Source organism: Puniceibacterium sediminis (genome assembly GCF_900188035.1).
GTDB lineage: Bacteria > Pseudomonadota > Alphaproteobacteria > Rhodobacterales > Rhodobacteraceae > Puniceibacterium > Puniceibacterium sediminis.
On sequence record NZ_FZNN01000014.1, the window covers coordinates 14,251 to 26,938 of the forward strand.

Sequence of the window (12,688 nt, forward strand, 5' to 3'; positions counted from 1 at the left end):
CCTCAATTGTGCGGAAATACAGCGTGCTCACCGACGATGAGTGCATTGATTTCAGGAGGTGCGATGCGCGCGGTTCCGGCATGAACCGATTCAAGGAATGAAAGCGGCAGATCATAGGCCGCGCCCTGCATCAGATCCATCGCATAACCCCAGAACTGCAGCTTCCCCTCTACCAGTCGCAGTCCACTCACCGTCACGACACCCGCTCCGGTGTTGAGCAGTAGAAGGGCTGTATGGCCGTTCTGTCCGGGCAGATAATCACCAAACACCAGCGCGCAGCCCGGCCCGCCGGTGACTGGTCTGTCACAAGACTGGTGCCACTGGGCCAGAGTGTCTTCGCCGATATCGGTCAGCTGCGATACGCTCAGCGCGTTAGCCCCAAGAACGGGCATCTGCAGCGCAACGGTGGCGCGCAGATCAGCCGCAGTCAGCGGGACCTCGGCCTCCAGCGCGGTAATCCGCTCGGCAAGTGTCTTGTCTTCGCGAATCTGGCCTAGGGCGTTGGTCCCCGCAACGCCCCATTGTCGGGCCATTTCTTGCAGCGGCAGATCTTTTGCCAACAAGATGCCCGCCCGGTATCGTGCCAGCTGATTGTTCGCGGAAATCCGTTCCGGCACCAGTGCAGGGCTCAGCCAGATCACGGTAATGCACAGGGTCATTAGCGCCAGCCTGACGTTCGCGGTACGGATCCGTCCGGCCCAATTGCGCCGGAATGCCACCGCGCCGCCGTAGGCCACCCCATAAAGCAGCACCACGCCCGCCACCGTCGCCGCCATCAGCCGTTGGGGCGTCCAACCATAGTCCTGCACCCGCAGCCACAGCGCATAGACTGCCAGCACAGCCAGAACCGGCACCAACAGCGACAGCAGCTGTACCATGAACCGCATGGAGGGCAGATGCACCTCGTCCATGCTGTCGCGGTCCACTGAGACAGAGATCAGCATGATGGCCGCGAGCGCCGCAGTCATCAGGGTCCCCGCTGCCGACAGGTTCCCCACAAGGTGCGACAGCCCCTGAAACGGCAGCGCCAGAAGGAACACAACCACCACGAGGAGCACCACCGGCATCAGCAAACGCAGCAGCTGCAACAAGAGGTATGGCGACAGATAGTCCCGCAGCTCATGCACGACCGCCAGCGCCAGCCCGAACACCGCCCCCGTCAGCACCCAGGACAGCGGCTCGGCCCGCTGAATCCAAGACATCAGATCCAGCCCGACAAGGTTCAGCAGCGCGTTCGACAGCGCCAGCAGACCCCAGAACAGCGCGGTGAACAGCAGGGCCGAAAGGTAGCGCACGAAGATTCGCCAGCTGAGGTCGAAAAGCGCGGGATAAGACGTCCAGCCATCGGGCGCACGCAGCCTTGCCGCCACAAACGGGGTCGCGATGACCAGTAAAAGCCAGAAAGAGACCAGCGGATAACCTGCATTGAGGAAGGTTTCGACTACGGCATAGCGGTACGACGCCCAGTAAAGCAGTCCGGCACCAATGCCCGACACCCCCACGGACCACGGCAGGCTCGGCCAGAAACGGGCCGGACCGACCAATGCCAGCAGCATGAAGAAGGTACCGAAAGTTGCCGCCCCAAACGCCATGAACAGGCGCAGATCGCCGATCATCTCAACATAGAGCACGTCCCAGAACAGCCAGGCAGCCACACCCGCAAGCGCACCCAGAAGAGTCACCTGAGGACGCAGTCGTACCGCGGAATTCATATCCATCTGCCGTTCTCCTTGCAAAACCATGGCCACGTTGCATGGCCGTGGCGGTCGGAGCAAGCCTTCCCGGCAGTGGAGCGCCTGACAGGAAGAGGATCTGGGGGCCAGCCCGCAGGATGCATCAAACAACATGGCAGGCGTAGCAGGCGCGGGATCAAGACGCGCAACGCCAACGCCCGAGGCCTGCCCCCGGGCCGGCGCGTCATCGCCAATGTCGCGATGCATTTATGGGCGACGGGACCGAGCCTGCTAGTGCTCTGCCCCGCATTTCATGTAACCGCGAACGAACCGCAGTCAGAAATCCCGGATGAGATCCGAAAATCGCTCTGGAATGCAAAGCCCCCGAAACAATCCTCAGAAGTCCGTCGGCGCGCCGCCTTCGGATTTACGTCGGGCGACGAAATCCGCCAGTTCATCGCGGATGCCCGCGTTCATGGCCGGGGGCTCAAAGTCGTTCACGATCAGCTTGAACAGATGATGCGCCCGTTCGGGCGTCCAGACTGCGCCAGCCGCCTCCCAGGCCTCGAAATTCTTCCAGTCCGACAGGAACGGCTGGTAGAATGAAGTGGTGTACCGGTCCTGCGTATGTTGGATGCCAAAGAAGTGCCCCGAGGGGCCGACCTCCTTGATCGCATCAAAGGCCAGTGCATCGTCGCTGGTATCGCAGATCTCTGGTTCCATGTATCGCTGAAGCTGCTGGATCACCTCGCAATCCATGATGAATTTTTCCGGGCTGGCAATCAGCCCGCCCTCAAGCCAGCCAGCCGCGTGATAGACCATGTTCGTGCCTGACTGCATTGCGGCCCAAAGACTGTGTTCAGTTTCCCACATCGCCTGCCCGTCCGGCACGTTGGCGGCGCAGACGCCTGAAGACCGCATCGGCAGGCCGTAGAATCGCGCCAGCTGACCGGTCATCTGCGTGGCCCGCATGTATTCCGGCGTTCCAAAGGCCGGCGCGCCTGACTTCATATCAACATTCGACGTGAAGGTGCCAATGGCGCAGGCCACGCCGGGGCGGATCCACTGGGCCAGCGCCACCGCGCATAACGCCTCGGCAATTGACTGGGCCACAGCGCCCGCCATAGTCACCGGCGCCATCGCCCCGGCCAGCGTGAAGGGTGTAACGATCAACCCCTGCCCCCGTCGCGCCAACCGCATCCAGCCGTCCATCATCGGCTGGTCATGCTTGAGCGGCGAGGTTGAGTTTATGTTCGTGTACATCCGCGGCGTGGCTTCGAATTCTTCGTGTGTGAGGCCGCCGGCGATACGCACCATCTCCATCACATCCTCGACCCGCTCTTTCCCCAGGCTATAGGCATGGGTCGCCTTGTCCGTGAGGGTCAGCTTGTCGAACAGCACATCAAGGTGCCGCACAGAGGCGTGGATATCGCAAGGCTCCACCGGATAACCGCCCGCGAAGTGGATGCAGTTGAAATACTGGGTCAGCTTCAACAGGTTCTGACACATTTCCCGGGTTCCAGGCACCTTGCGCCCGATCTCCATGTCCCAGTAGTTCGGCGGGGAAGAAACGTTGCCGAAAAGAATGTGTTTTCCGCCAATCGGAATGGTCCGGTCCGGATTGCGCGGGGTGATCGTGAACTGCGATGGCGCGCGCGACACCATTTCCATCACGAAATCGCGGCCCATGCGCACATTGGTGCCGTTCACGGTGCAACCAGCAGATTTGAGGATGGCAACCGCCTCCTCGTTCAGGAATTCGATCCCGATCTCTTCGAGAATGCGCATCGCCGTGTCGTGGATTCGCAACACGCCTTCGGGACGCAGGGGTTCCGTCGGCGCATCGTTGTTGACGGGAATCCGCCAGGGCATCTGATCGATGATCGCCGTGCCGCGCCGTCCGGCATTGCCTGCCCGTCCGCCGCTGCGCTTGCGCCGTATGTCCTTGGTGCCTGCAGCATCCATATCTCTGGCCTCCGGTCCGCCTGTGTTCAGCAGACACGCCAGACAGTGAGCCTGCCTGCCCGAAACCGACGAAACGCGTCGTTTTTCTAACGAGCCCTCAAAAGGCGGGGTCTTCCCGGAGAGGACCAGCAGACGTATGTTTCTGAAATCAGGGCCCCAAAGTGGGGCGAGGCGTACCAGCCGGGCGTCAGGACAGCGACTCGATCCACTTGGGCAAATGGCCGATATCCGGCAACACCACGTCTGCCAGCACCTCCAGCGCCTCTGTCCCGGCAGGTCCGGTCAGTACGCCGACGCAACGCATGCCCGCTGCGCGCCCGGCCACCAGATCATGGGTGCTGTCCCCGACCATCACACAGCGTTCTGGTGCCACACCAACAGCACGGGCAAAGGCCAGCAGGGGCCCGGGCGCGGGCTTTGCGCCATGCCCGCTGTCAAATCCGGCGACAAAATCGAACAGTTCGGCCACGCCCGCCTGCCCCAGATGGGACAATGCGCCGTATTCCGTATCATTGGTCATCACGCCCAGTTTCAGCCCCCCCGCCGCCATTGAGGCCAGCAAGGCAACCAGCGGTACCACCGGCACGAGCGGTGCGACCGAGGACGTCAACATCAGATGGCGCTCGATCTCTTCTACCGAGCGTTTTGGAAGCGCCACGGCAAGACAGGCTGCCGCCTCCCGATTGGTGCCTGCGATGATCGGGCTTTCGGGCAGAAACTCGGACGCAACAAGATCATAGTGCGCCGCGCCTGCCAGTGCCTGCAGCACTGCGGCATCGCCTTCGGCCAATTCGCGCAAAACCTCGCCCGCCCAGACATTCCAGGTCGCGCCAAAGTCGAACAGAGTACCATCCTTGTCGAACAACACCGCACCGATCGGGCCGCTTGTTACCCTCTTGGTCATGTCCAATGCACCTGCTCCCCTCCGGGCAACATCGCCCGGACCTGCATCAGCAGCTCATAGCCCAGAGACTGAGTATCGCAAAATGCCATGATCCAGGCATCGTCCATCAGCAAAAAATCCAGAACAGACCCCTGAAAAACAGGATCAGACAGCCCACGACGGAAATCATCCTCTGAAGCGCCGGTAGATCCCTGAAAAATCGGCAAGAGTTCTTCGTTCGCGGCCAGCCAGGCGACGGCCTGCAGTCCAATTACTTCGGCACGTTCTCGCCCGATTGCCATTTGTTGCGTCTCCGAAAGGGTTTGTTAACCAAAATAACTAAAGACTTACACTGTCTCGCGTTGCAAGTGCCGCGTCGCATGGCACCATGAAAGGGTAGTTTAACGAATGACCGGCCGCATTCTCATCGTTGATGGTCTACCGACGAACCGCATCATTCTGCGGGTCAAGCTTGCGGCTGCCTACTATGAAGTGATGCTGGCGGAAACCGGGGCGGCGGCGCTGGACATGATTGGCCAACATCAGCCGGATGCGGTTATTGTGTCAATGGATCTGCCAGATTTTAGCGGGCCCGAATTGTGCGCCCGAATCAAGGCCAATCAATCCTGGTCCGAAATTCCGGTCGTCCTTGTTCACGGCATCGACCAGACCGATGCGCGGATCTCCGCGTTGTCTGCCGGTGCCGACGACATCCTGACCCGCCCGATAGACGAGCTTGTCCTGCTTGCCCGGCTGCGCAGTCTGCTGCGGGCCCGCGATGCAGAGGCAGAACTACGACTGCGCGACGACACCCAGCGCGCCCTTGGCCTCGCGGAAGAGGCCGCAGGTTTTGCCGTGCCCGCCCGCGTGGCGATTGTACCGATTGGCGCGCCCCGAAAACTTGAGCCTCTGCTGGAGGACCTGCGCAAGACGCTGCCGGACCGGATTAGCATCGTCCCGCAAGACTCGGTGCTACGCGATCTAAATCCGCCTCCCGAAGTGGTGGTGATCCTCGAACACCCCGCAAGCGAAGGCGGAGGGCTGGGACTGCTGGCCAATCTGCGCGCCAGCACCGAGACGCGGCATGCCGCCATCCTGTATGTCACTTATCCAAAGCAGCGGCGCAGTGCAGCTTCGGCTCTCGATCTGGGGGCGAATGACCTCATGTGCACCGGGCCGGAACCGCGTGAAATGGTACTGCGGCTGCAGAAACAGATCCGGCGAAAACGCCATGTGGACCGCCTGCGCGATAATGTCCGCGACGGGCTTCGGGCCGCACTGACCGACCCGCTGACCGAACTGTTCAACCGGCGCTACGCCATGCCACATCTGGCCCGTATGGCGGAACGGGCTGCTCAGCAAAAGCGGCCCCTTGCCGTGATGGTTGCCGATCTCGACCATTTCAAGCGGGTGAACGACGTCCATGGCCACGCGGCCGGGGATGCCGTGCTGACCGGTGTCGCCCGAAGGCTTTCCAACAACTTGCGTGCGGCGGATCTGCTGGCTCGTCTTGGTGGCGAAGAGTTCCTGATCGCAATGCCCGACACCGACTGCGTCACGGCATTGCATCTCGCCTCGCGGCTGTGCCAATTGATTTCCTCGCACCCCTTTGAAATCAGCCCTTCCGGGCTGCAACTGCCTCAGACACTCAGCATCGGGATCGCCATCGCTACGCCAGAAAACAATATCCCATCGTCAGAACTGATCGCCATGGCGGATCGCGCGCTTTATTGCGCCAAGGCCGATGGCCGCAATCAGGCCTTGCTTGGGCCAGTTGCGGCCTAAGGCTGCGATGCACGGAACACCCATCGGGCCGCGCACTTTGTCAGAATTGAACCGGGTGAGCGGTCGTAGACCGCATCAGTCCCTGTCCAAGCTCCTCCAGCGTTTTTCCAGTTGGTCAATCTGCTCAGACAGCCGGTCGGCATAGGCGGCCCGTTCGTCCGGCGTCATATTCGCCACGAAATCGATCATTACGCGCTGCCCGCCCAGAAACCTCTCGCGCGCCCGCGCGCTCTGTTGTTTCAGCACGTCCATCAGCGCCGCCCGGTCAAAAGGTTCCGCGCGCAGAGCTTCCAGCGCGGCACGGTAACCCTCTGTTACCTGGCCCCGCGACTCTCGGTGATCGCGGAAATCGCGCCGCAATGCATCTCGCATCTTACGTTGGCCTTCGTCGCTCAGCGCGCGAATATAGGGCATACCCTCTGCCCCGCGCGCAGCACGTTCGTCTTTGTCATGCCTGCCGCCGATCAGGGCAAAGCCCGCGATCGCACCTACGAACGCCAGGTTCAATGCCAGCGAAGCGATCAACAACGGTCGCAGCCAGCGTCTTTTTCCAGTTTCGATATCAGCCATCGCCTCAGCCCCCCAGCATCGCATAGTCATATCCGCTAAGCGGATCGACGTTCTGAATTACCGACTGATCCTGTAGCATGGTCAGCATCAGATCCGGCGGGCTGACTCCGATCCAGACGCCCGCACAGGCCGCCGCAGTCAGCCCCGCAACCGTGGGCCAGCCACCCAATCCACGCAGCAGATCACCCCAGACCGAACCGCGCGTCCGCGCCTGCGGAACCGGCTGCAAACGCAGGGCATCTGCTTCAAGGCGCATCATGAAATCGCCAGTAGGACTTTCGCCCGCCTGACGTCCCGCGTCGAAAAAGGCGGCCAGATCGCCATCAGCGGATGTGTTCGTGTCATGTGTCATCATGCAATCCCAGTTCCTCTCGCTGCCCCAGCAGCAGTGCCTCAAGCGCTTTTTTGCCGCGCGCGGTCAAACTCTCTACCGCCCGGGTACCCAGATCCATGATCCCGGCAATCTCTGGATTTCCCAGACCCTCGATGTGGCGCAGAACCACCGCCTGCCGCTGCCGCTCGGGCAGTTGCATCAGTGCCGCCTGCAGCGCCCCTGCCCGCGCCCGCTGCTGCATTGTCTCCTCGACCGAGGGGCGCTCGTCCCTGATCTCGGGAACCGCATCGAGATCGGTTCCGCGCCGTTTGCGCAGACGGTCGGTGCAAAGGTTGGCCGTCACGCGATACAGCCAGGTGGTCACTTTCGCCTCGCCGGTGCGCCAGTCCGCCGCGATCCGCCACAGGCGCAACAGCGCCTCTTGCGTGACATCCTCTGCCTCGGCACGATCCGACAGCAGGCGCTGCGCATGCGAAAATACCCGAGGTCCCAGTCGCGCGGTCAAAGCACGCGCCGCACCCGCGTCGCCACGCGCATATAGCGCGAGCAGGGCATCGTCGTCATACTCGTTCATCGCGTCGAGGGGCACTTTCATAACTCCAACCGGTACAGATTCATCCGGGTTCGGGCAACGCCGGACGGAACGCTCCCGCCCGGCATCGCCACAATGTCAGCCCCTGTCGTGGTCGTGATGGCGGCGCTTGCCGTCTTTCCCACCCCTGTCGTGGTCCCCACGCTTGCCGTGGTCGCCGCGCATCTTCTTGTTGAACTGAGCAAATTCCTCTTCGCTCACCACACCGTCGTCATTGCGGTCGACACGTTCGAACATCTTTGCCGGGTCGCGACGACCCTGTATTTCCTCGCGGCTGAGCGTACCATCGTCATTCTTGTCCATACGCTCGATCATCTGCGCCGTGCGTTCCGCAACACGGGCCTGCGCCATTGCGTTCATCTCGTCCACGCTCAGCTGTCCGTCGCTGTTTGTGTCAGCGGCGGCGAAGCGCTCGCTACCGCGGGTAGTCATCTCTTCCATCGTCAGTTCACCGTCGCCATTGGTGTCCAACTCGCCAAAGATCATGCCGCGACCTTCGCCACGATCGCCTTTACCCGGACGCTTTTCATCCGCCTGCGCCGCAACGGCTGTCAGGCCCATGGCGGCAATCAGCGCACCGGTGATCCAGTTCGAAGTTTTCATTGCAGTCATTCCTTGTTCTGCCTCTTGCTGACCTGGGCGCTCTCGGCCCGGGTTCTGCAATCTCAAACGGGTGGGGTGCGTATTTCCGTCGATCTACGACAAAAAAACGTGGGCCGTGCGCCGGCATGACACTCTTGCTGGCGCTCTGACATCGGCAGGAAGGCGGCATCCGGCGCAAAATTCAGGCAAAAGGGTCAGCATGCAGCCTGCGCCAGACGCGACATCCGGACGCAAGGACAGTTTGTACCCTTTCAACCGTCCACACCCATGCCCCATCTAGGGTGAAAGCCGCGCGCGAGGATCAGATGACCAATACGACCCATCATGCCGAGGACCGCCCGACCTGGCCCGCCATCTGGAAGGGCTGGCGCCGCCGCTGCCCCAATTGTGGCAACGGGCCACTGCTGCGTGGCTATCTGCAGGTGCGCGATGCCTGCCCGGTCTGCCGCGAGGATTTCCACCATCACCGCGCCGATGACGGTCCCGCCTATCTGACCATTCTAATTGTTGGACACCTTATGGCTCCGCTGCTTCTGATCGTGTTCACCAGATTCCGGCCCGATCCACTGATCCTGTTCACGATCTTTGCCGTTGGCTGCATCTCACTTTCGCTCTATCTTTTGCCCCGACTGAAGGGGGTGATCGTGGCGATCCAGTGGTCGCGCTACATGCACGGCTTTGCGCGGGCCGCATGATCCGCACCCAAATTAGGCGCGATGATGACCAAACCTGAAGACATAGCGAAGCCGATCGACAAAACCGCCATTCGTAACGCCGCCACCGTGATCGTGCTGCGTGATCGCGACACGCGGCCCCGTGTCCTGATGGGCCAGCGTGGGGCAGCGGCGGCCTTCATGCCGAACAAATTTGTCTTTCCCGGCGGTGCGGTGGACCAGGCGGATGCACAGGTGCCATTGGGCACGCCCCTCAGCGATCTCTGTGCCGCGCGTCTGTCAGAGGAAGCAGCCCCCGGGCTGGCCCACGCCTTGTCGGTGGCAGCGATCCGCGAGTTGTGGGAGGAAACCGGCCAGATCCTTGGCAAACCCGGAACCTGGGCGGAAACGCCGCCCGAAGACTGGGCAACTTTTGCGGCGACGGGGCACGTGCCTCTGGCCGAGCCGCTGCAATTTGTGTTCCGCGCCATCACCCCGCCGGGTCGCCCGCGCCGCTTTGATGCGCGCTTTTTTGTGGCGGATGCGGAAACACTCGCCTCGGACCCGGATGATTTTTCCGCTGCCTCAGATGAACTTAGCCTTCTGCAGTGGGTCGACCTGGATGAGGTGCGGCACTTTGATCTGCCCTTCATCACCGAAGTGGTTCTGGCCGAAGTTGCTGCGCGGGCGCGTTCGGCGACGCCGCCTAAATCCGTGCCGTTCTTTCGCAACGATGATGAGGAAAGCCTTTTCCTGCGTCTGCGCGGGCACCCGATGTCCGACTGAGGACAACGCTGGCAGTCAGCCTTCGATCACGAGGATGAGCGCGAGAACCGAAAGGGTCAGGCAGGCGATACCCAGCAGCTCCCGGCGGCTGAGCCTTTCACGGAAGAACAGGACCGAGGCCATCAGCGAGAACATCAGTTCGACTTGCCCCAGCGCCTGCACATAGGCGGCATGCTGCAAGGTGTAAGCGGTGAACCAACACAGGCTGCCCGCCATCGAGGTCAGCCCGAGCCAAACCGCCATTCCGCGTGCGGCCCAGACGGCCGTGATCTGCCCGGGTTCGCGCAACCTTAGCCACAGCGCCATGGCAATGCTCTGCGCCATCGTCACGCAGACAAGGGTGACACCGGCCCGCACCAAAGGATCCGTCTGGTCGATCTGAAGCGAGGCGGCGCGATAGCCCACTGCGGAAATGGCAAAAAAGAAGCCCGAAGCGAGCCCCATGACAACCGCACGGTTACCGAGCCGCCGCCAGAAAGCCACGCCGATCTGTCCGGCATCCGACAGCAGCAGCACCCCTGCCAGACCAATGGCAATGGCGATCCAGCCGCCAGTGCTGATGCTTTCCCCGAGGATCACTGCGGCCACAAGGGCGGTCTGGATGACCTCAGTCTTCTTGAAGGTGATGCCGACCGCAAAGTTGCGCTGCCGAAACAGCGCGACAACACACATCGTCGCCAGGATCTGCCCCAGCGCGCCCGCCATTGCATAGCCCCAGAACGCTCCACCCAGAGCGGGCGGCGCAATGCCCCGAAACCAAAGATAAAAACCGACGATGACCACAGCTCCCGGCGCCGCAAAGGCAAAGCGCGCAAAGGTCGATCCGGTCGTGCTAAGCCCGCCCATGTTCAGAACCTTGTGCAGCATAAAGCGCACGGTCTGAAAAAACGCAGCAAAGAGGGTGACGGTAATCCAGAGGTCCATGGGCCTCTAGTGCCCGCGAATCAGGGCCTTGGCCAGAGTGGATGCGGCACCGGGTCCTTGGCCTTCCAGAAATAGCGGCGGAAGACCTCAGCGTAAGAGGCGTAGCGATAGCCTTCGTTGCGTTTGAGATAACGTTCACGATTGCCAAAGTAGAGCGCGGGCAGGCGATACCATGGCACAGACGCATGCATATGATGCACCACATGCAGGTTGTTGTTGAGAAAAATCAGCGCCAGCGGTCCGCGATCCTCGATGATCACCGTGCGCCCCCGGGCGCGGTCATGCGCCTGATGTTCCAGAAAGGTCCGGATCTTGAGCACGCCATGAGCGCCATAAACCGAAAGCGCCCAAGCCCAAAGCGGCATATCGGCCACCCGCACCATCCACCAAACCACCGGTACGAGCCCGGCAAGATGCAGCCCCCATGCCAGCCCGACCCGCCGGTCGCCAGCACGCAGCAGCGCCGCATCCGACGCCCAGAACGTCACCGTACCCAGCGCCGGGCCAATCAGCAGTCGCCCGGCCAGCCGGTTGTTGATCTGCAACAACCAACGCAACCACGTCGGCAGGTGTACCCAGACGGCGGGGGCCAGATAATTGCTTTCGGGATCGTCGTAGGGGTCGGTCAGGATTGCATCGTTGTGATGCGCCAGATGCGTGTCCCGGAACCGCAAGTAGGGAATCAGCACCGACAGGGGCGGGAACACCAGAGCGGAGTCGATCCAGGGGTTGCGCACCGGATGCCCGTGCAGCGCCTCGTGACTGAGCGAAGAATGCATCGCTGTCGTGACAAGGGTCAGCGCCATTCCCAGCGGCAGCCACAATGCAGCTGCCCATGTGGTGCCCAGCGCCCAGCCCCCGTAACATGCGGCCAGCAATCCCAATGTGGGCCACTCAATCGTTCGCACACGCCGTATGGCGCGGCGCAGGGCTGCACTGCTCATTCCGTCTCCGATACCAGGGGATTATCCTGTAACCATCACTAGAGGCTGACCTACGGAGGCGTACATTCCGGAAATAATTAACAAAATCAAACAAATGTGATATTAATCACCAAATGCAGAATATTATCGACAAACGCATCCGCGCCGCCCTGTTCCGCGACCGCCTGAGCCAGGCAATGACCCGCGCGAAGACAACGCAAAGCGCCCTGTCCCGGGACACGGGCGTCGACCGCTCGACCATATCGCAATTGTTGACGGGCGAAGGCGCGCGCCTTCCCAATGCGCATGTCGTGGGCAGCTGTGCGACGGCTCTGGGTGTTTCTGCCGACTGGCTTTTGGGTCTGTCGGACCGTCCCGAAAGCGCCGCCGACCTGCTGGCCCATTCACTGTCGTTGACCGAAGCACCCCGGGCGCTGGTAGACGAACAGATTTTCGCCTGGCACCGCGAAGCCGCCGGCTACAAGATCCGCCACGTCCCGGCAGGCCTGCCCGACATGCTCAAGACCCGCGCCATGCTGGAATGGGAATATACGCCGCAACTGGGACGCACGGCAGAACAGGCGATCAACGCCTCGGCGGACCGGCTTGACTGGATGCGCCAGTCACGGTCGGACTATGAGATGGCTCTGCCGCTGTTCGAGATGCAAAGCTTTGCCGCCGCTACCGGCTACTACGCCGATCTCCCCGCGCAGATACGCCACGACCAGATCGACCACCTTCTGACACTATGCGACGCGCTTTATCCGCGCCTGCGGACCTACCTTTATGACGCCCGAAGGCTCTACTCTGCGCCGGTCACGATCTTTGGACCGCTGCTCGCAGTGCTCTACGTCGGCCGCAATTATCTCGCCTTCCGCGACACCGCACGGATCACAGCCTTTACCACTCATTTCGACCAGCTCGTCCGCGAGGCGACAGTCACTGCACGTGCCTTGCCGGATCACCTTGAAACCCTCAGGTCAGAAATCGCCTGACC

At 61.8% G+C, this 12,688-nt stretch carries 14 protein-coding genes; 4 read left to right on the top strand and 10 right to left on the bottom strand.

Annotation, left to right across the window (positions count from 1 at the left end; translation table 11 throughout):
* Positions 1-2: 2 nt before the first annotated feature.
* The 4 genes from CHB75_RS14715 to CHB75_RS14730 all read right to left on the bottom strand — a co-directional run bounded on the left by CHB75_RS14715 (position 3) and on the right by CHB75_RS14730 (position 4,823).
* Positions 3-1,718, bottom strand: coding sequence for a DUF4153 domain-containing protein (locus tag CHB75_RS14715; protein WP_176439150.1), 1,716 nt, complete (start codon positions 1,716-1,718; stop codon positions 3-5).
* Between the two features lie 351 nt (positions 1,719-2,069).
* Entirely contained in the window at positions 2,070-3,638 is a 1,569-nt protein-coding gene (locus CHB75_RS14720; RefSeq protein WP_089271805.1) for a trimethylamine methyltransferase family protein, read from the bottom strand.
* Between the two features lie 187 nt (positions 3,639-3,825).
* Entirely contained in the window at positions 3,826-4,542 is a 717-nt protein-coding gene (locus CHB75_RS14725; protein ID WP_089271807.1) for an HAD family hydrolase, read from the bottom strand.
* Positions 4,539-4,823: a DUF3572 domain-containing protein gene (locus CHB75_RS14730; protein ID WP_089271809.1), complete on the bottom strand. Its 285-nt coding sequence runs from the start codon at positions 4,821-4,823 to the stop codon at positions 4,539-4,541. The genes CHB75_RS14725 and CHB75_RS14730 overlap by 4 nt, the downstream gene beginning before the upstream one ends.
* A gap of 106 nt (positions 4,824-4,929) precedes the next feature.
* Here CHB75_RS14730 and CHB75_RS14735 point away from each other — a divergent pair, with 106 nt between their 5' ends.
* Positions 4,930-6,306 (top strand): diguanylate cyclase, encoded by a 1,377-nt coding sequence (locus tag CHB75_RS14735; protein ID WP_089271810.1) that lies wholly within the window; start codon positions 4,930-4,932, stop codon positions 6,304-6,306.
* 75 nt (positions 6,307-6,381) lie between these two features.
* On the opposite strand, the gene CHB75_RS14740 is transcribed toward CHB75_RS14735, so the two are convergent.
* The 4 genes from CHB75_RS14740 to CHB75_RS14755 all read right to left on the bottom strand — a co-directional run bounded on the left by CHB75_RS14740 (position 6,382) and on the right by CHB75_RS14755 (position 8,405).
* Complete coding sequence (locus tag CHB75_RS14740) at positions 6,382-6,876, bottom strand: periplasmic heavy metal sensor (protein ID WP_089272011.1); 495 nt, start codon at positions 6,874-6,876, stop codon at positions 6,382-6,384.
* Between the two features lie 4 nt (positions 6,877-6,880).
* A complete protein-coding gene (locus CHB75_RS14745; protein WP_141135121.1) occupies positions 6,881-7,228 on the bottom strand; it encodes a hypothetical protein in 348 nt (115 codons plus the stop codon).
* Positions 7,218-7,805, bottom strand: a complete 588-nt coding sequence (locus tag CHB75_RS14750) for an RNA polymerase sigma factor (RefSeq protein WP_089271814.1) — start codon at positions 7,803-7,805, stop codon at positions 7,218-7,220. The genes CHB75_RS14745 and CHB75_RS14750 overlap by 11 nt, the downstream gene beginning before the upstream one ends.
* A gap of 75 nt (positions 7,806-7,880) precedes the next feature.
* Entirely contained in the window at positions 7,881-8,405 is a 525-nt protein-coding gene (locus tag CHB75_RS14755) for an EF-hand domain-containing protein (RefSeq protein ID WP_176439151.1), read from the bottom strand.
* Positions 8,406-8,710: 305 nt separating this feature from the next.
* Between CHB75_RS14755 and CHB75_RS14760 the strand changes: the two genes are divergently transcribed.
* Together CHB75_RS14760 and CHB75_RS14765 are read left to right on the top strand one after the other, a co-directional pair.
* Positions 8,711-9,100, top strand: coding sequence for a DUF983 domain-containing protein (locus CHB75_RS14760; protein ID WP_089271818.1), 390 nt, complete (start codon positions 8,711-8,713; stop codon positions 9,098-9,100).
* Positions 9,101-9,124: 24 nt separating this feature from the next.
* Complete coding sequence (locus CHB75_RS14765) at positions 9,125-9,844, top strand: NUDIX hydrolase (RefSeq protein ID WP_089272013.1); 720 nt, start codon at positions 9,125-9,127, stop codon at positions 9,842-9,844.
* Between the two features lie 15 nt (positions 9,845-9,859).
* On the opposite strand, the gene CHB75_RS14770 is transcribed toward CHB75_RS14765, so the two are convergent.
* Both CHB75_RS14770 and CHB75_RS14775 read right to left on the bottom strand, forming a co-directional pair.
* Entirely contained in the window at positions 9,860-10,768 is a 909-nt protein-coding gene (locus tag CHB75_RS14770) for a DMT family transporter (RefSeq protein ID WP_089271820.1), read from the bottom strand.
* 20 nt (positions 10,769-10,788) lie between these two features.
* On the bottom strand, positions 10,789-11,712 hold the full coding sequence (locus CHB75_RS14775) for a fatty acid desaturase (protein ID WP_089271822.1): 924 nt from the start codon (positions 11,710-11,712) through the stop codon (positions 10,789-10,791).
* A 113-nt stretch (positions 11,713-11,825) separates the two neighbouring features.
* On the opposite strand from CHB75_RS14775, the gene CHB75_RS14780 reads away from it, so the two are divergent.
* The gene (locus tag CHB75_RS14780) at positions 11,826-12,686 is read left to right on the top strand and encodes a helix-turn-helix domain-containing protein (RefSeq protein ID WP_089271824.1); all 861 of its coding nucleotides are present in this window, start codon (positions 11,826-11,828) and stop codon (positions 12,684-12,686) included.
* Positions 12,687-12,688 lie beyond the last annotated feature (2 nt).